At 74.8% G+C, this 16579-nt stretch carries 19 protein-coding genes; 9 read left to right on the top strand and 10 right to left on the bottom strand.

The window, feature by feature from the left end; all coding sequences use genetic code 11:
• Positions 1-89: 89 nt before the first annotated feature.
• The 3 genes from ABZS66_RS53150 to ABZS66_RS53140 are packed head-to-tail and all read right to left on the bottom strand — an operon-like array spanning position 90 to position 4166.
• A complete protein-coding gene (locus ABZS66_RS53150) occupies positions 90-1730 on the bottom strand; it encodes an ABC transporter substrate-binding protein (protein WP_354771136.1) in 1641 nt (546 codons plus the stop codon).
• Positions 1731-1758: 28 nt separating this feature from the next.
• Positions 1759-2961 carry an acyl-CoA dehydrogenase family protein gene (locus ABZS66_RS53145; protein WP_354771134.1) on the bottom strand — a complete coding sequence of 401 codons (1203 nt, stop codon included), beginning with the start codon at positions 2959-2961 and terminating at the stop codon, positions 1759-1761.
• Entirely contained in the window at positions 2958-4166 is a 1209-nt protein-coding gene (locus ABZS66_RS53140; RefSeq protein ID WP_354771132.1) for an LLM class flavin-dependent oxidoreductase, read from the bottom strand. Before ABZS66_RS53140 ends, ABZS66_RS53145 begins: the two co-directional genes overlap by 4 nt.
• Before the next feature lie 208 nt (positions 4167-4374).
• Between ABZS66_RS53140 and ABZS66_RS53135 the strand changes: the two genes are divergently transcribed.
• Entirely contained in the window at positions 4375-4860 is a 486-nt protein-coding gene (locus tag ABZS66_RS53135; protein WP_354771130.1) for a flavin reductase family protein, read from the top strand.
• A gap of 42 nt (positions 4861-4902) precedes the next feature.
• Here ABZS66_RS53135 and ABZS66_RS53130 read toward each other — a convergent pair whose 3' ends face one another.
• The 7 genes from ABZS66_RS53130 to ABZS66_RS53100 form a co-directional block, all read right to left on the bottom strand.
• Positions 4903-6114 carry a rhodanese-like domain-containing protein gene (locus ABZS66_RS53130; RefSeq protein ID WP_354771128.1) on the bottom strand — a complete coding sequence of 404 codons (1212 nt, stop codon included), beginning with the start codon at positions 6112-6114 and terminating at the stop codon, positions 4903-4905.
• 3 nt (positions 6115-6117) lie between these two features.
• Entirely contained in the window at positions 6118-7404 is a 1287-nt protein-coding gene (locus tag ABZS66_RS53125) for an FAD-linked oxidase C-terminal domain-containing protein (protein WP_354771126.1), read from the bottom strand.
• Positions 7397-8407 carry a 2-dehydropantoate 2-reductase N-terminal domain-containing protein gene (locus tag ABZS66_RS53120; RefSeq protein WP_354771124.1) on the bottom strand — a complete coding sequence of 337 codons (1011 nt, stop codon included), beginning with the start codon at positions 8405-8407 and terminating at the stop codon, positions 7397-7399. Before ABZS66_RS53120 ends, ABZS66_RS53125 begins: the two co-directional genes overlap by 8 nt.
• Complete coding sequence (locus tag ABZS66_RS53115; RefSeq protein ID WP_354771122.1) at positions 8404-9567, bottom strand: LLM class flavin-dependent oxidoreductase; 1164 nt, start codon at positions 9565-9567, stop codon at positions 8404-8406. The genes ABZS66_RS53120 and ABZS66_RS53115 overlap by 4 nt, the downstream gene beginning before the upstream one ends.
• Positions 9568-9700: 133 nt before the next feature.
• Positions 9701-10570 carry a LysR substrate-binding domain-containing protein gene (locus tag ABZS66_RS53110; RefSeq protein WP_354771120.1) on the bottom strand — a complete coding sequence of 290 codons (870 nt, stop codon included), beginning with the start codon at positions 10568-10570 and terminating at the stop codon, positions 9701-9703.
• 243 nt (positions 10571-10813) lie between these two features.
• Positions 10814-11500, bottom strand: coding sequence for a helix-turn-helix domain-containing protein (locus ABZS66_RS53105; RefSeq protein WP_354771118.1), 687 nt, complete (start codon positions 11498-11500; stop codon positions 10814-10816).
• A 45-nt stretch (positions 11501-11545) separates the two neighbouring features.
• A complete protein-coding gene (locus ABZS66_RS53100; protein ID WP_354771116.1) occupies positions 11546-11917 on the bottom strand; it encodes a metalloregulator ArsR/SmtB family transcription factor in 372 nt (123 codons plus the stop codon).
• 90 nt (positions 11918-12007) lie between these two features.
• Here ABZS66_RS53100 and ABZS66_RS53095 point away from each other — a divergent pair, with 90 nt between their 5' ends.
• The 8 genes from ABZS66_RS53095 to ABZS66_RS53060 all read left to right on the top strand — a co-directional run.
• A complete protein-coding gene (locus ABZS66_RS53095) occupies positions 12008-12154 on the top strand; it encodes a hypothetical protein (RefSeq protein WP_354771114.1) in 147 nt (48 codons plus the stop codon).
• A 31-nt stretch (positions 12155-12185) separates the two neighbouring features.
• Positions 12186-12407 carry a hypothetical protein gene (locus ABZS66_RS53090; RefSeq protein ID WP_354771112.1) on the top strand — a complete coding sequence of 74 codons (222 nt, stop codon included), beginning with the start codon at positions 12186-12188 and terminating at the stop codon, positions 12405-12407.
• Positions 12404-13627 carry a M28 family peptidase gene (locus tag ABZS66_RS53085; protein ID WP_354771110.1) on the top strand — a complete coding sequence of 408 codons (1224 nt, stop codon included), beginning with the start codon at positions 12404-12406 and terminating at the stop codon, positions 13625-13627. Before ABZS66_RS53090 ends, ABZS66_RS53085 begins: the two co-directional genes overlap by 4 nt.
• A 36-nt stretch (positions 13628-13663) precedes the next feature.
• A complete protein-coding gene (locus ABZS66_RS53080; RefSeq protein ID WP_354771108.1) occupies positions 13664-15028 on the top strand; it encodes an FAD-dependent oxidoreductase in 1365 nt (454 codons plus the stop codon).
• Positions 15028-15249, top strand: a complete 222-nt coding sequence (locus ABZS66_RS53075) for a hypothetical protein (protein WP_354771106.1) — start codon at positions 15028-15030, stop codon at positions 15247-15249. The genes ABZS66_RS53080 and ABZS66_RS53075 overlap by 1 nt, the downstream gene beginning before the upstream one ends.
• Positions 15246-15746: a hypothetical protein gene (locus tag ABZS66_RS53070; protein WP_354771104.1), complete on the top strand. Its 501-nt coding sequence runs from the start codon at positions 15246-15248 to the stop codon at positions 15744-15746. Before ABZS66_RS53075 ends, ABZS66_RS53070 begins: the two co-directional genes overlap by 4 nt.
• Before the next feature lie 112 nt (positions 15747-15858).
• Complete coding sequence (locus ABZS66_RS53065) at positions 15859-16365, top strand: SigE family RNA polymerase sigma factor (RefSeq protein WP_354771102.1); 507 nt, start codon at positions 15859-15861, stop codon at positions 16363-16365.
• A partial coding sequence (locus ABZS66_RS53060) for a hypothetical protein (protein ID WP_354771100.1) occupies positions 16362-16579 on the top strand: 218 nt, incomplete at its 3' end. The genes ABZS66_RS53065 and ABZS66_RS53060, both read left to right, overlap by 4 nt.

Here is a 16579-nt window from a genome sequence, read left to right as displayed (position 1 = left end):
CACGACACGGTTACTGCCGCCGAGGCGATGACCTGGGCTGTCTACAACGTCGTCGCCCGTCCGCCGCGGCGGACGGGCCCGGGCGCCGGTCAGTCCTTCCAGACGTCGTTGAGCTTCAGGAAGCTCTCGGAGGTGAACGCGAAGCCGTGCACGTGGCTGCTCACGCCGGCCTTCTGGACCCGTTCGAACAGCGGGAACGTGATGCCCTCGTCGATGAGGTAGTCCTGCAGGTCGGCGTAGGCCTGCCTGGTCTGCGCGGCGTCGGTGGTCTGCAGGGCCTTCGTGAACAGGTCCTGGATGCGAATGATGCCCTCCGGCGGCGCCGAGCGCCGGGCCAGCGCCTTGGAGTTCGCGACGTCCGGGTTGAGGATGAACTGCAGCGCGCCCGGGTCGGCGCGGGTGAAGTAGTTGCCGGTCAGGTCGTACTCGCCGTTGGTCAGGTAGGTCGCCTGCTGGGCCGTGGTGAGGGTCCGCAGGCTCAGGTTGATGCCGACCTTCTTCAGCTGCGCCTGCAGCAGCTCCGAACCGGCGCTGAACTGGGTGGTCGGGTAGTCGATGAGCAACTGCTTGCCGTCCTTGTACCGGAAGCCGTCCTTGCCGACGATCCAGCCGGCCGCGTCGAGGGCGCGCTGGGCGCCGTCCGGGTCGTAGCCGAGCTTGTCGGCCTGCGGCCGGTAGAACGGCGTGGTCGAGTTGAACCCGCCCTGGACCACGGGGTAGGTCGCGCCGAACACCGTCGTGGCGTAGGTCTTGCGGTCGATGGCCTTGTTCAACGCCTTGCGCACCTGGGCGTCGCCGAGGACGTGACCGTCGGCGGTGTTGGCGAACAGGGTGTACGACACGCCGGGCAGCGACCGCTGCTCGACCGTGTTCCCGGTGCGCTGGATGAGCTGCTCGTCCTGGGGCGTGAACGGGTTGCGGGGCCAGGCGATGTCGATGGCGCCGCTGGTCAGGTTGCCGGTGCGGACGCTGTCCTCGGCGATGTAGTTGAAGACGACCTTGTCGAGGTACGCCTCGCCCTGGTTCTTCGACAGCGACGACGCCCACCGGTAGCCGGCGCGCCTGGTGAGCACCGTCTCGACCTTGGCCGTGTAGTGGTCGAGCACGAACTGCCCGGAGCCGACGACGCCCTTGCCCGTGCAGCGCTCGGCCGGCGTCAGCTGGTACTCGGATGGGTCGGTGATCGCCAGGTTGGTGGTCGACGTCGCCTGCAGGAACGAGGAGTTCGGCTTGCTGAGTTGGAGCTCGACCGTCTTCGGGTCGACGACCTTCGCCCCGGTGAGGCCCTGCACGTAGGAGGCGCCGAAGGCGGCGCCGTTGGTCGCCTTCACGGTGGCGATCCAGCCCGCCGCGTTGTCGGCCACGGCCTGGGCGTCGACGGGCTTGCCGTTGCTGAAGGTGACGCCGTCGCGCAGCTTGAAGGTGTAGGTGAGCCCGTCCGGGCTGATCTGCCAGCTCGTCGCGAGCCAGGGCACGATCTCGCCGGTCTTGGGGTCCTGGTCGGTGAGCGAGTCGGCGAAGTTGCGGATGATCGACCGGCTCTCGATCCAGTACACCTGGAACGGGTCGATGCAGGAGAACGTCGGGTTGTCCGGGAAGTAGGAGACCTTCAGCGTTCCGCCGCTCTTGGGCGCGCCGCCGTCGCCGCCGCCGGCCGGGGCGGCCCCGCCGCCGCACCCGGCGAGGGCGAGCAGCGCGGCGCCGGTGGTGAGGAGTCGAAGTTTCTGCATGGAGGATTCCTTCTCGGGGTTGCCGGGGTCAGACGCCGAGGATCCGGCGGCCGCTCGCGAGCAGGACGGTGTCCTCCTGCGGCGGGTGGACTCGAATGCAGAGCGCGTCGCGCAGGTGCCGCTCCAGCGGGTGGTGCCGGGAGAGGCCGGGGTTGCCCAGCGCGCTCACGGCCGTCTGGGTCGCGGCGATCACCGAGCGGGCGATGGCCACCTTGACGGCGGACAGTTCGGGCAGGATCGACGGGTCGCCGGCCTCGATGCGCAGCAGCGCGCCGTGCAGCAGCGTCTCGGCCTGCACGACCTGCAGGTCGATCTCGCCGGCGACGGACTGGATGCGCTCGGTCTGGGCGATCGGCCGGCCCAGCGCGGACGGCACCCGCTCGCGGGCGAACGCGGCGAACGCCGCCCGGGCGGCCCGGGCCACGCCGATGTAGAGGGCGGGGTGGCCGAAGCTGCCCGGTCCGGCCGCCGCGGCCGGGTCGCGGTAGACCCCGTCGGGCCCGCGCGGGATCTCGGCGAACGCGTCGGCCGGGACCTGCACGTCGGTGTAAACCACGTCGTGTGTGTTCGACGCGCGCAGCCCGAGGTGGTCCCAGGTGTCGATCCAGGTGATGCCGGGAAGGTCGCCGGGGACGATGACGTGGCCGACGCGGGGCCGCTGCGGGTCGCCGTCGGGCTCGTCGGCGACCGCCCAGACGACGTGGTAGGCCAGGCCCGCGCCGCCGGTGGCGTACGCCTTGCGGCCGTTGAGCACCCAGCCGTCGGCGGTGCGGGTCGCGGTCGTGCGCGGCAGCCCGCCGCGGGCCGGGGCGCCGAGCTCGGGCTCGGCGCGGACCGCGTTCACCAGGGCCGGGCCGTGCTGCGAGCGGCGCAGCAGGTCGTCGTAGGCGGCGGCCGGCCAGCTCGGGCGCGCGGCCTGACCGGCGTGGGTCAGCAGCAGGTTCGCGGCGAGCAGCCCGACCGAGGCGTCGCCCTCGCCGAGAGCGGTGAGGATGCGGGCGATGTCGCGCGGGCCGGCGCCCGGGCCGCCGTATTGCCGGCCGACGGCCGCCGTGAGCAGCCCGGCGCGGTGCGCCGCCTCGAGGCCGGGCCACGGCAGGGCGGCGGTGCGGTCGTACTCCGCCGCGCTCGCCGCGATCTGCGCGGTGACGCCGGCCAGCGCCGCGTCGGACAGGTCGGGCGCGGCGAAGGTGTCCGGGTGCGCCGGCGCGGGAGTGTCGACGGTGGTCACGGCCGGGCCGCCTCGGCGTAGCGCGCGTACTCCGGCGCGTAGTTGCCGGGGTGGTCGGCCTGCAGGGCGCCGCGCCGGCCGGTCGCGGCGCGGTGGGCGAGCTCCTGCCGGACCAGGGGCAGTACGGAGCGGCCGTAGTCGACGGCGTCGGTGAGGGTGTCGTAACCGCGGATCGACACCAGCGACGCCCCGTGGTCGATGTAGTCCAGGATCGCCGCGGCCACCGTCTCGGGCGAGCCGACCAGGGCCGTCGAGGCGCCCGCGGCGTTGGTGACGGCGGCGGTGCGGGTCCACAGCGCCCGGTCGTACAGTTCGGCGCGCGCGGCGAAGGTGAGGGCCCGCTGCGAGCCGACGTTCTGCGGTGTGCCGTGCCGCTGCGCCGCGGCCGCCTGCCGGAACGTCTCGGCGACCCGGGCCACGTACCGCTGGGCCTTCGCCCAGGCCAGTTCGTCGGTCTGGGCGATGATCGGGCGGAAGGTCACCCAGATCCGCGGCAGCGTGGTCCGCCCGGCCGCCCGGGCGATCGCGTGGACCCGGTCGATCTCGCCGCGCAGCTCGGCGAGCGGTTCGCCCCAGAAGCTGAAGATGTCGGCCTTGGCGCCGCCGACGGCGAACGCCTCGTCGGACTGGCCGCCGATCGAGATGGGGATCGGGCCGCCGTGGGGGGCGAAGCCCGGGCCGAAGCCGTCGAAGCGGTAGAACTCGCCGTCGTGGCTGAACGGCGCCGGTTCGGTCCACGAGCGGCGCAGGAGGTCGATGTACTCCGACGTGCGCGCGTAGCGCCGCTCCTTCGGCAGGTAGTCGCCCTGCCGCGCCTGCTCCGCGTCGTTGCTGCCGGAGATGAGGTGGACCACGGCCCGGCCCTCGGTGAGCTGGTCGAGCGTGGCGAGCTTCTGCGCGGCGACGGTCGGGAACGTGGTGTTGGGCCGCAGTGCGACGATCGGCCTGATCCGTTCGGTCAGCTGGCCGACCGCGCTGGCCACGACGAACGAGTCGGCCCCGCCGGACCCGTAGGGCAGCAGCGTGTAGTCGTAGCCGCCCTCCTCCAGCGCGCGCACGTAGCGGCGGAAGAACGGCAGGTCGATGCCGCGGCTCGGGACGGGGTTCAGCTCCGTCGACGGGTTCAGGTGCGACAGGCTGATGAACTCGGCCGTCGGTGCCGCGGTCGCCGGGATGACCGGGTCGAAGGGGGGCACGCCGCTCATGCGGGGTCCTCTCTGCTCCAGAGCGTGCCGCCGGGCACATCTCCTATTATGCCTATCAGAGTGATAGGAAATAGGCCCGATGTCCAATGCGGAATCGAGGTCGGCACCGACCGCGATTCGCGATCGGTCGGGGCCTTGCCAAGACCTATTGATCTGATAGGAAAAGCAGAGGTGTCGCCGGACGGGAAGGCAGGCCACCGACATGGGCATGGGCCCGGTACTCGACCCCGCCGAGCTGCGCCGGGTCTTCGGCGCCTTTCCCTGCGGCGTGACGGCCGTGGCGGCGCTGGTCGACGGCCTGCCCGTCGGGCTCGCCGCGAGCTCGTTCACCTCGGTGTCGCTCGACCCGCCACTGGCGTCGATCTGCGTCGCCCGGGCGTCGAACACCTGGCGGGTGCTGCGCCACGCCGGACGGCTGGGCGTCAGCGTCCTCGCCGAGCATCAGGAGCACCTGGGGCGCCAGCTCGGCACCCGTGGCGGCGACCGCTTCGCCGGCGTGACCTGGCGGGCGACCCGCAACGGCGAGATCCTGCTCGATGGCGCCTGCGCCTGGTTGGACTGCGGCATCGAGCGCGAGATCCCGGCCGGCGACCACGACATCGTCCTGCTGCGCGTGCACGCGCTCGACGCCGACCGCGGCGTCGCGCCGCTGGTGTTCCACCAGAGCACGTTCGGCCGGCTGCACGCCGCCTGACGGGGCGGTGCGCAACCGGCCGACGGTGCGGTGGAGCGCCGTTCAGCCCGCCACCGGCGCGGTCACCGGCAGACCCGCCTCGGCCCAGGCGGCGAATCCCCCGTCGACGTGCACGACGTCGGTGAAGCCACGACCGGCCAGCTCCGCGGCGACCGGGCCGGAGCCGTTGACCGACCCGCACACCACCACGATCGGGGTCGCCAGGGACGTGACCGGCGCGTGCCGCAGCGGGGAGTCCAGGCCGAACTCGGCCGCCAGCCGCCGCCGGTCGGCGATGACCGCCCCCGGGATCTCACCGTCGGCGGCGCGGCGGGGCGCGCTGCGCACGTCGACGAGGACCGCCCCGCCGGCCACCCGCCGACCGGCCTCCTCCGCCGAGACCAGCGGCGCCGGCGGGTAGGGCTCGGCGCCGGCGACGACCGGCCGGTCCGGCAGCGTCGCCCACTGCGACCACGACCCTGGGTACAGCACGACGTCCTCGATGCCGGCCAGCTGCAGCGCGGCGATCTCGTGTGCGGCGGTGACCCCGGATCCGCAGTACACGCCGACCGGGCGGCCCGGCGTGACCCCCAGCGCGGCGAAGCGCTCGGCCAGCTCGGCCGGGTCGCGGAACGTCCCGTCCGCGGTGAGGTTCTCGGTCGTCGGCGCGCTGAGCGCCCCGGGGATGTGGCCCGGGCGCGGGTCGATGGCGTTCGGCTCGCCGCGGTAGCGCTCGGCCGCCCGCGCGTCCAGCAGCACGCCACCGTCGGCGACGATGCGGGCGGCGCCGTCCGGGTCCGTCGACGGCAGCGCGCCGGCGACGAGCACGACGTCGCCGGGCTCCGCCGTCTCCTCACCGGTCACGACCGGGTGACCGGCCGCCCGCCACGCGGCCAGGCCGCCGTCGAGCAGGCGGACGTCGGCGACGCCGGCCCAGCGCAGCAGCCACCAGGCCCGGGCGGCGGCGAGGTTGCCGTTGTCGTCGTAGGCGACGACCGTGTCGCCGGCGCGGATGCCCCAGCGCCGCGCGGCAGCCTGCAGGTCGGCGACGTCCGGCAGCGGGTGGCGGCCGAGCCCCTCGGCGGCCGGGGCGGCCAGCTCGGCGTCGAGGTCGGCGTAGACCGCGCCGGGAAGGTGGCCGGCCAGGTAGTGCTCGTGACCGGCCGGGTCGCCGAGGCGCCAGCGCACGTCGAGCAGCCGGACGCCGCCGGGCGACGCGGGCAGGATGCGCTCGGCGAGCTCGGCGACGGTCACGAGGACGGGTGCCTTGGTCATGTGTCAGAGGGCCTTTCCGGGGTTGAGAATGCCGGCTGGGTCGAAGAGCTGTTTGATGCGCCGTTGCAGGGCCAGCGCGTCCGCGCCGAGCTCGCGCTCCAGCCAGGCGCGCTTGAGCAGGCCGACACCGTGCTCGGCGCTGACCGTGCCGCCCAGCGCCAGCGCCAGCGCGAAGATGTCGTCGGCCGCCTGCTGCGCGGCCGCTTCGGTGTCGACCAGGATGATCGGGTGGAGGTTCCCGTCGCCGGCGTGGGCAAACACGAACACGTCGGTGCCGGTGGCGGCCGCGATCGCGTGGACGCCGTCGATCGCCTCGGCGAGCCGGGACCGGGGCACGGCGATGTCCTCGATGAGCACCCGGCCCTTCGCCTCGATGGCAGGCAGCGCGTCGCGGCGCGCGGCGGACAGCGCCGCCGCGGTGGCGGGGTCCAGCGTGGTCTCGACGGTGAGCGCGGTGCGGGCGAGCACCGCGGCGACCGCCTCGATCTCCTCTCCCGCGCCGTACCCGTCGGTCTGCACCAGCAGCAGCGCCGCGCCCCGCCCGGCGTGGCCGGTGCCGCGCAGGTCGTCGATGGCGGCCAGGGTCCGGCCGTCGACCAGCTCGAGCACCGCCGGGCGCAGGCCGGCGGCGCTCAGGGCGATCGAGGCGTCCGCGGCGGCGGTCACCGAGGCGAAGTACGCCACGGCGGTCGCCACCCGGGCCGGTCGCGGCAGCAGCCGCAGGGTGGCCCCGACGACCACGGCGAGCGTGCCCTCGGAGCCGACGACCAGGCCGACGAGGTCGAGCCCGACGACGCCCTTGACGGTGTCGTGGCCGAGGTGCAGCAGCGTGCCGTCGGCGAGCACGACGTCCAGGGCCAGGACGCTGTCGCGGGTGACGCCGTACTTGGCGCCGCGCAGGCCGCCGGCGTTGGTGGCGATGTTGCCGCCCACGGTGGAGATCGCCACGCTGCCCGGGTCCGGCGCGTACATCAGGCCGTGCTCGGCGGCCGCACGGTCCAGGTCGGCGGTGATCACGCCGGGCTCGACGCGGGCGATCCCGTCGACCGGGTCGATGCCGAGGATGCGGTCGAGGCCCGACACGTCGAGCACGATCGCGCCGCGACCGGTCACGGCGCCGCCGGCCAGGCCGGTGCCGGCCCCGCGGGTGACGACCGGCGTGCCGGTCCGGCCGGCCTCGGCGAGGGTGCGCTGGACGTCGGCGACGGTCCGGGCCCGCACGACGGCCCGCGGCGGGCCGTCGGGCGGGAAGCCGGAGCGGTCGGTGAACAGTACGGCCGGGTCAGGCACGGGCGTCGGCCGTCACAACCAGCAGGTCACTGACCCGGTTCACGCCCGGCGGCAGGCCGGCCGCGGCCTGTGCACCGAGCAGGCGCTGCAGCCGCTCGTTCACCGGCGTCGCCACGCCGTGGCGGCGCCCGAGCCGGACGATCTCGCCGTTGAGGTGGTCGACCTCGCTGGACGTGCCGCGGGCGAAGCTCTGCCAGGTCGACAGCCGGCCCGACACGTGACCAGGGACGGTGCCGAAGGTCAGGGTGATGCCCGCGCGCACGGCATCGGCGCCGCCGGCCGGCGTGATGCCGGCAGCCGCGTACGCCGCCTCGGCCTCCGCGACGAGCAGGGCACCCGCGCGGGCCTTCTCCTCCTCGGTACCGTCGAACAGGTCGAGGCCGTTGCGGACGTTGCCCAGCAGCTTGCGGGCCTTCCACGCGGAGATGTCGGGAACGCTGTGCACGCCGAACCCGGCCGCGGTCAGGTCCCGGGCGAAGCGCTCCTGGTCCGGGTCGCCGGCCTGGTCGGGGTAGCGGCCGAGCCAGGCGATGCCCACCGTCGGGTACGACGGGCTGACCACCTCGCCGGGGACCAGGTAGCTCGCGGCCACGCCGACCGTGACGCCGTAGACGCGGGCGAACCGGCGCAGCGCCTCCTCCTCGGTGCCGATCCCGTTCTGGACGGTGAGGACGGGCAGGTCGGCGCCGAGGCCGACGGCCGCGCCGGCGCCGTCGTGGACGGGCCGCCAGGCCCAGGCGGTGAGCGCGGCCCCGGCGTCCTGGGCCTTGGTCGCCAGCACGAGCACGTCCTCGGTGGACAGCCGCACCTCGTCCGGGCCGCCGGCGGTCGCCAGCCGGACCACGTCGTCGCCGTGCGGGCGCCGGATGCGCAGCCCGTCGGCCCGGATCGCGGCGAGGTGGGCGCCCCGGGCGACCAGGACCGTGGCGATGCCGGCCAGCTCCAGCTGCGCGGCGAGGAGCCCGCCGACGGCACCGCCGCCGATCACGACGTAGCGGCTCACGTGGCGGCTCCCCGCGCGGTCACCACGTCGGCGAGCGGCGGCTGGGCGACGACCTGGCCGCGGCGGCCGGTCTCGGCGCGGTGGGCCAGCTCCTGGCGGACGAGCGGGATGATGTACCGGCCGTAGTCGATGGCGTCGTTGAGGTTGTCGTAGCCGCGGATCGAGATCAGGTCGGCGCCGAGGTCGACGTAGTCGAGGATCGCCGCGGCGACCGTCTCGTAGCTGCCGACCAGCGCGGTCGAGGCACCGGCCGCGCCGGTCGCCGTCGCCGTCGGGGTCCACAGGGCCCGGTCGTGCAGGTCCTTGCGGGAGGCGATCTCCAGCAGCCGCTGCGACCCGACGTTCGCCGGGCCGCCGGTACCGCTCCACCGCTGCTTGGTCGACCACAGCCCGGCGCCGCCGCGGCCCTGCAGGATCTCCAGGATCCGGTGCGCCTTGTCCCAGGCCAGCGCGTCGGTCGCGGCGACGATCGGGCGGAACGTGACCCAGATGCGCGGGGTGTCCGTGCGGCCGGCCCGCCGGGCCTCGGCGGTCACCCGGTCGATCTGCTGCCTGGTGTCGGCCAGCGGCTCGCCCCACAGGCCGAAGATGTCGCCCAGGGCGCCGCCCACGCGGTACGCCTCGTCGGACGACCCGCCGACGGAGACCGGGATGCTGCCGTGCGCCGGACGCACCACCGAGACGAAGTCCTCGAAGGAGTAGTACCTCCCGGCGTGGTCGAACGGCACGGTCGACGACCAGACCTTGCGCAGGATCCGGATGTACTCCTCCTCGCGCTCGTACCGCTCCGTCTTGCCCAGCCGGTCGCCCTCCCGGGCCTGCTCGGCATCGCTGCCGCCGGCGATGAAGTGCACGACGGCCCGGCCGCCGGACAGCTGGTCGATGGTGGCCAGCGACTTGGCGGCGACGGTCGGGTAGATCGTGTTGGGTCGCAGCGCGATGATCGGCTTGAGCCGCTCGGTGAACTGGGTCAGCGCGGCGGCCACGGCGAACGGGTCGTGGAAGGTGGAGTTGTACGGCACCAGGGTGTAGTCGAAGCCGCCGTCCTCCAGCACGCGGGCGTAGCGGCGCAGGTAATCGACGTCCAGCGCCGGGTCGCCGCGCCCGTTGACCTCGTTGCTGGCGTTGACGTTGATGGCGCTGATGAACTCGACCGGCATGGGTCGCACTCCTCGGTAGGCGGACGGCCCGGCGCTCGGTACGGCCGGCCGCACCTAAAGCCTATTTAACCGATGGGAATACATCCAACCGGGATTGCCGCACGGCACCGATCGGCAGCTCCGATCGGTGCGGTCAGGCGACGCTGCGCAGATCGGCGCGGGACGCGAAGAACTCGCGGCTCACCTCGCCGGCCAGGCGCTCGAGCTCGGGGTCGATGCCCCGGCGGGCGGCGAGATGCAGCCCGATCGTGCCCACCTCCGGCAGCTCCCGCCGCACGACCAGACCGGTGGGCGTCCGCCCGGTACTGGGCAGCAGCGCCACCCCGAGGCCGGCCCGGACCGCCGCGACCACGCCGTCGAGGCTGGTCGACTCGGCGATGATGGTGGCCGTCCGCCCGTCCACCTCCAGGGCCTGCAACGCCCGCTGCCGCAGCCCGCACGGCTCCTCGAACGCCACGACGGGCCAGGCGTCACCGGCGGCCGGCGGCGTGAACTGCGCGGCGGAGTACCAGTGCAGCGGCAGCTGCGTGACCGGCGTGCCGAGCGGTTCGGATCCGGCCAGCACGACGGCGAGGTCCAGGGCGCCGCGCACGACGGCCTGCGCCAGCTGCGTCGAGCGGTCGATCCTGAAGCGCACGGTCCGCCCCGGGAACCCGTGCCGCATCGCAGCCAGCAGCTGCGGCAGCATCCGGTCGGCCGCATGCTCGGTGCACCCGACCACGATCACCCGCTCCGCCACGACCTCCAGCCGGCGCAGCGACTCGTCGTGCACCGCCAGGATCCGCCGCGCCTCGACCAGCAGCGCCTCGCCGTGGACCGTGAGCCGCACGCCTCGGCCGGCCTTCTCCACCAGCGGCTCCTTGAGCCGCCGCTCCAGCAGCCGGACGTGCTGGCTCACGGTGGACTGGCTCACCCGCAGGGCGGCCGCGGCCCGGTGGAACCCGCCGCAGTCGGCGATGGCCACCAGCGTCCGCAGGTGGACCAGGTCGAGCGGGTCAGCCACGGCGCTCACCCGCCGGGCGGGCGGCGATCAGCGGGCGGTCGGGCCGGCAGCGACGGGGCCGGCCGAGTCCCTGCGCGAATCGCCCATGCGGCCCGGCCGCCTCGTTGAGGTCCGTCACGGTGCTCGTCCCAATCGTCGACACGGCCGGAAATCCTTGTTACCCGGTAGGGATTGACAACTTTACGCCAACCTTCCTGGATTGCCTACCGGCAGGCGCCGCCGCAGGGGTGCGGGGTCCGGGCCTCAGGCCGGGACGACCGCGGGGGCCAGGCGGTCGACACGGCCGGCGAGCTCGGCATAGGCGGCCTCGAACGCGGCGTCGGTGTCGACGCGGGCCGGGTCCGGCACCGACCAGTGCAGCCGCGGCCGCACCGGTGCGCCGGGGCCGGCGAGGTCCTCGTGGGCGTTGTCACACACGGCGATGACGAGGTCGCCGTCGTGGACGACGTCGGTGACGTGCGCGGTGCCGGCCGGCTCGAGAGTGAGGCCGTGGCGGTGCGCGACGTTGACCGCGCGGGGGTGGACGCGGGCGGCGGGGTGCGTGCCCGCGGAGGCGACGGCACCGCCGGTGCGGTCACGCCACAGCGCGGCGGCCAACTGGGAGCGGGCCGAGTTGTGGGTGCAGACGAACACCACGCGGTCGGCGCGGTCCAGGGGTGGTGGCGCGAGTGATGCCAGTACCTCCGGGACGAGCCGCAGATAGGTGCGGCGGCGGTCGCCCTCCGAGCGGGTCCGGGTCACCAGGCCGGCGTCCTGCAGCACCTTGACGTGGTGGGCGACGAGGTTGGTCGGCAGCCCCAGGTCGTGCCCGATCTCGCCGGGCGAGGCGTCGCCCAGGGTGAGGGTGTCGACGATGGCGAGGCGGGCGGGATCGCCGAGCGCGGCGTGCACCCGGGCCCGCGCCTGCAGCGAGGAAAGATCGGCACTCATTGACTCAATGATTGCTGAGCCATCTCCGGATCGTCAAGCGGGCACTCAGGCCGCCGCCTCCACCGCCAGCAGGGCGGCGAGCTGGCGCAGCACGGCCGGGCGGGCCCGGTAGTAGACCCAGGTGCCGCGGCGGTCGGCGTCGACGAGACCCGCCTCACGCAGGGTCTTCAGGTGGTGGGAGATCGTCGGGCCGGAGAGCTCGAACGCCGGGGTGAGGTCGCAGACGCAGATCTCCCCGCCGTTCGCGGAGGCGATCATCGACATGAGCTGGAGCCGGACCGGATCGCCGAGCGCCTTGAACGCCGGCGCGAGCACCGCGGCGGTCTCGGCGGGGATGCGCTGCTCCGCGATGGGGGTGCAGCAGGGCTCGGCGGCGTTGAGGTCGGTGAGGGTGAGCACCGCCGGCTGATTCGACATGCCTCTAGGTTGACAGATCTCGAATCAGCGTGCAACCGTTGATTAGACAAACGTCAAGACAGACGCTTTGTCTGGTTCGAGGAGACCGACATGTTCCGCATCAGACGCCGCGCCGGCACACCGGACCGGGTCCGGTTCTGCGACGGCTGCGCCGAGGTCACCACCGCCGACCAGCGGGCCCACGCCCGCATCGAGCGCACCCGCACCCACCTCACGACCCTCACCGGCCCGCGCTGACCGGCCGCCGGCACCGACGAAAGGACGCATCATGAGCGACGAGACCCCCGGCGGGTTCGCCGGCGACCCGGCCGCCGCACTGCACGTCGCGGGGGCGGGCGGCTGTTGCGGCAACCCGCCCACCGCCACCCTCACCCTGCCCGAGCCGGCCACGGCGGGCGCCCCGTGCTGCGGCACCACCGCGGAGGACTCCTGCTGCGGCAGCAGGGCCGAGGCAGGCGCGGTCGCCGCGGGTCAGGGCTGCTGCGGATGAGCACCCCGACGCTCACCGACCGCCTCCAGGTGGCGCTCGGCCGAGTCGCCGGTGAGCGGATGGCGGCGACCGTCGCGACCCTCGCCGGGGAGGCGTTCGCGGGCCGGCGGGTCGGCAGCGCCGGCGGGGCCGCGGCCCGCGCCTGGCTGGCCCGGCACCTCGACGACGCCGGCGCGGCCGTGACGCTGGAGCCGTTCACCGTGCCGCACGTGCCCGAGGTGTACGCCGTGCCGACGGTGTCCTGGTCGGGCGGGGCGTCAGGCGGGGCACTGCGGTTCGGGCGGGACGTGGCCGTGCATCTCGCCTCCGCCGACCGGCCGCTGGTCCGCCGGGGCGGCCTCGCCGTCGCGGGGGCGGGCGACCCCTCCGGCCGGTGGGTCCTCGTGCCCGCCGGGATGACGCTGTTCGACGCCTACGGCCACGCCCAGGGCGCGCTCGGCCTGCTCCTCGGCCGGGGCGTGGACGCCGACGGCTGGCAGTACACGATGCTCGCCGGGCCGAACCCCGGCCCGCTGCCGATCCTCACCCTCGACACCGCGACCCACCGCGCCGTGCACGCCGCCGCGCAGGCCGGTGCCGGCTGGCTGGCCGGCAACGCACCGATCCGCCGGCTCGACGTGCCCGCGGCCAACCTCCACGCCCGGTGGCGGGCCGGCACCGGCGGGCCGGAGCTGCTGCTGACCGCGCACTACGACGGCGTCGGCGACCATCCGGGGCTGCGCCAGCCGGCCGCGGCGGACAACGGCAGCGGCGTGGCCGTCGTCCTCGAGGCCGGCCGGGTGCTGGCCGAGACCCTCCCCGACGGGATCGGGCTCGGCATCGCGCTGCTCGACGGGGAGGAGGCCGGCGCCCTCGGCTCCGCCCACCACGCCGCCCAACTGCGCGCGACCGGCGCCGCACCGCTCGTCGTCAACGTCGATGGGGCCGGGCACCTCAACACCGCCGCCGCCGTCGAGGCGGGCGGCCCGGCGCACGGCCTGCTCGCCGCGCTCGACCAGGCCGGCCGGCACACCGGGCTGCCGCTCGTGGCGGGACCGGTGGCCTCCGACAACCGGCGGTACGCCGCCGCGGGGCTCGCGGCGGCCGGGATCGGCGCCGGGATGGCCGGCTACCACAGCCCGGCCGACACGCCGGACCGGGTCGAGACGTCCACGCTGGTCGCCGTCGCGCGGCTGGTCGTGGCGACCGGGTTGCTCGTCGCCGCCGCCCCGGCCACCTGACTCGACGAATATCAAGACAATGGAAGGACTTCCGCGATGAGCACCGAGCTTCCCGTCGTCGTCATCGGCGCCGGCCCCGTCGGGCTGGCCGCCGCCGCGCACCTCGCCGAGCGCGGCCTGCCGTTCACCGTCCTCGAGGCCGGCGACGGGCCCGCCGCGGCCGTGCGCCAGTGGGGGCACGTCCGGCTGTTCTCGCCCTGGCGGTACAACATCGACACCGCCGCCCGCCGTCTCCTCATCGACGCGGGGTGGGTCGAGCCGGACCCGGAGATCCTGCCGACCGGCGGCCGGCTCGCCGCGGACTACCTGCAGCCCCTGGCCGACCTGCCGGCCCTCAAGCCGCACGTCCGCTACGGAGCCCGGGTCGAGGCCGTCGCGCGGCTCGGCGTCGACCGGCTGCGCACCGCCGGCCGGGAGCGCGCCCCGTTGCTCGTGCGCCTCGCCGACGGTACCGACATGATCGCCAAGGCCGTCGTCGACGCCTCCGGGACGTGGACCACCCCGAACGTCCTCGGCGCCTCCGGCATCCCGGCCCGCGGCGAACACGCCTCGGCCGGATTCGTCGAGCACGCCCTGCCCGACGTGCTCGGCACCGACCGGGCGCGGTTCGCCGGCCGGCGGACGCTGGTCGTCGGCGCCGGGCACTCGGCAGCGAACACGCTGCTGTCCCTCGCCGAACTCGCCGCGCAGGTGCCGGGCACCAGCGTGGTGTGGGCGATCCGCGCGGGCAACGCGGCGCGGACCTTCGGCGGCGAGGCCGCCGACGCCCTGCCCGCCCGGGGCGCGCTCGGCACCCGGCTGCGGGAGCAGGTCGAGGCCGGCGTCATCGAGCTCGTCACCGGGTTCCCGGTCCAGGCACTCACCAGCGCCGCCGACGGCCGGGTGACGGTGTCCGACGGTGTCCGGGAGCTCGTCGTGGACCGGATCGTGTCGGCGACCGGGTTCCGCCCGGACCACGCCATCACCGCCGAACTGCGGCTGGACCTCGACCCGATCCTCGGCTCCACCCGCGCCCTCGCCCCGCTCATCGACCCCAACGAGCACTCCTGCGGCACCGTCCCGCCACACGGCGTCGACGAGCTGTCCCACCCCGAACCGGGGTACTACGCCGTCGGCGTCAAGAGCTACGGGCGCGCCCCGACGTTCCTGCTCGCCACCGGCTACGAGCAGGCCCGCTCCGTCGTCGCCGCCCTCGCCGGGGACTGGGCCGCCGCCCGCGACGTCCAGCTCGACCTGCCCGAGACCGGCGTGTGCAACAGCAACCCCGTCGTCGGCGACACCACGATCGCCGCCACCGTCACCGTCGAAGCCGGGCGCGGCCTGCTGTCCGCGCCGCTCACCCTGCTCCCCGTCACCAGCACCAGTGGCGGGGAGCAGGCCGGCGGCGCCTGCTGCGGCTGATGACCACCACGACGCCGCCGGCTGCGGACCAGCACGTCCGCGGCCGGCGGCCGGTGTTCCACGGCTGGCGGATCGTCGCCGCGTTCGCCGTCACCCAGACCGTCGGCTACGGCACCCTGTACTACGCCTTCGCCGTCCTGCTCCACCCGATCGCCACGGACCTGCACGCCGGCGCCGCGGCGGCCTCGCCGTCGCGTTCGTCGCGCACGGCGCCGCGATGAGCGCCATGACCGTCCACCTCGTCGGGTTCCTCACCAGCGCCGGGCACCCGGCCACGTTCGCCGCCACCGTTGCCGGCCTGCTCGGCGTCCTGTCCGTCACCGGCCGCCTGCTGCTCACCGGCGCCCAGCGCCGCCTGCGGCTGACCAGGGTGGTCGCCGCCGTGTTCGCCACCCAGGGCGCGGCCGCGTTCCTGCTGCCGCTCGCCGCCGGCACCCGTGCCGGGGCGGTCGCCGGCGTCGTCGCGTTCGGCCTCGGGTTCGGCGTCGCCAGCCTCGCCACCCCGGCACTGCTCGCGGAGCGGTACGGCACGACCGCCTACGCCAGCATCGCCGGCACCCTCGCCGCACCCGTCACCCTCGCCAAGGCCGGCGCCCCGCTTGGCGCCGCCGCCCTGCAGCACACTACCGGCGCCTATCCGCCCGTGCTCGCGGCCATCGGCGGCGCCTGCCTGGTCGCCGCCGCCGGCATGCTCGCCCGCACCCGCACGCCGGCGTGACGCCGCGGCAAAGACCCGGCCCCCTGGTGGGCTACGGTGCGCGAGTTTTGAACCGGGCGCTGCGGTGCCGGCATCGACTTGGGTGAGGAACGACGACCGAGGGAGCAGGTCATTGCTTGCCGAACAGGAGCACGACTACATCGAGTATGTCCGGTCACGGATACCGCGGCTGCATCATGTCGCCTGCCTCGTGCTCGGCGACGCGCATCGTGCCGACGACGCCGTGCAGAACGCGCTGACCGTGCTCTACCGGCGGTGGCCGCGGATGGCGGAGGTCGACAACCTCGACGCGTACGTCCACACCATGGTCGTCCACGCCTGCCTCGCCGACCGGCGGCGGCCCTGGTCCGCGGTCCTGCTGCGGGGCAGTGCGCCCGACCGGCCGGTCAACGGGGACAGCGAGACGGTCGACGACCGGCTGGCGATCCGCGCGGCGCTGCACCGGCTGCCCGAGCGGCAGCGGATCGTCGTCGTCCTGCGGTTCCTGTGCGACCTGCCGGTCGCAGAGGTCGCCAGGCTGCTGGGCCGTTCCGAGGGAACCATCAAGAGCCGCACCGCCACCGGGCTGGCCGCGCTGCGCCGCAGCCTGGCCCCGCAACTGTCGAGGAGCACACGATGATCGAGGAGATGCTGCGGGGGTACGCCGGCGACGAGACGCCCCCGTCGCGCCTGCATGCGGAGGACGTGTACCGCCACGCGCGGGCCACCCACCGCCGCCGCGTGACCGCGGTGACCGGGGCGGCGACCCTGACGGCGCTGGCGCTCGCGGGCCTCGCGTACGCCCAGCCGGACCGCGGCACCGCCGGGCAGGCCGCCGGCACGCCGCCGCCGCG

Source organism: Dactylosporangium sp. NPDC005572 (assembly GCF_040605515.1).
Lineage (GTDB): Bacteria > Actinomycetota > Actinomycetes > Mycobacteriales > Micromonosporaceae > Dactylosporangium.
The sequence above is the reverse complement of the archived record's forward strand: the minus strand, read 5'-3'. Positions and strand labels throughout refer to the sequence as shown.

Bases quoted from the DNA above. Each gene is read 5' to 3' on its own strand.
- ABZS66_RS53150 (WP_354771136.1), bottom strand. From the start codon at position 1,730: ATGCAGAAACTTCGACTCCTCACCACCGGCGCCGCGCTGCTCGCCCTC.
- ABZS66_RS53140 (WP_354771132.1), bottom strand. From the start codon at position 4,166: ATGAGCGGCGTGCCCCCCTTCGACCCGGTCATCCCGGCGACCGCGGCA.
- ABZS66_RS53135 (WP_354771130.1), top strand. From the start codon at position 4,375: ATGGGCCCGGTACTCGACCCCGCCGAGCTGCGCCGGGTCTTCGGCGCC.
- ABZS66_RS53130 (WP_354771128.1), bottom strand. From the start codon at position 6,114: ATGACCAAGGCACCCGTCCTCGTGACCGTCGCCGAGCTCGCCGAGCGC.
- ABZS66_RS53115 (WP_354771122.1), bottom strand. From the start codon at position 9,567: ATGCCGGTCGAGTTCATCAGCGCCATCAACGTCAACGCCAGCAACGAG.
- ABZS66_RS53105 (WP_354771118.1), bottom strand. From the start codon at position 11,500: ATGAGTGCCGATCTTTCCTCGCTGCAGGCGCGGGCCCGGGTGCACGCC.
- ABZS66_RS53100 (WP_354771116.1), bottom strand. From the start codon at position 11,917: ATGTCGAATCAGCCGGCGGTGCTCACCCTCACCGACCTCAACGCCGCC.
- ABZS66_RS53095 (WP_354771114.1), top strand. From the start codon at position 12,008: ATGTTCCGCATCAGACGCCGCGCCGGCACACCGGACCGGGTCCGGTTC.
- ABZS66_RS53090 (WP_354771112.1), top strand. From the start codon at position 12,186: ATGAGCGACGAGACCCCCGGCGGGTTCGCCGGCGACCCGGCCGCCGCA.
- ABZS66_RS53085 (WP_354771110.1), top strand. From the start codon at position 12,404: ATGAGCACCCCGACGCTCACCGACCGCCTCCAGGTGGCGCTCGGCCGA.
- ABZS66_RS53080 (WP_354771108.1), top strand. From the start codon at position 13,664: ATGAGCACCGAGCTTCCCGTCGTCGTCATCGGCGCCGGCCCCGTCGGG.
- ABZS66_RS53075 (WP_354771106.1), top strand. From the start codon at position 15,028: ATGACCACCACGACGCCGCCGGCTGCGGACCAGCACGTCCGCGGCCGG.
- ABZS66_RS53070 (WP_354771104.1), top strand. From the start codon at position 15,246: ATGAGCGCCATGACCGTCCACCTCGTCGGGTTCCTCACCAGCGCCGGG.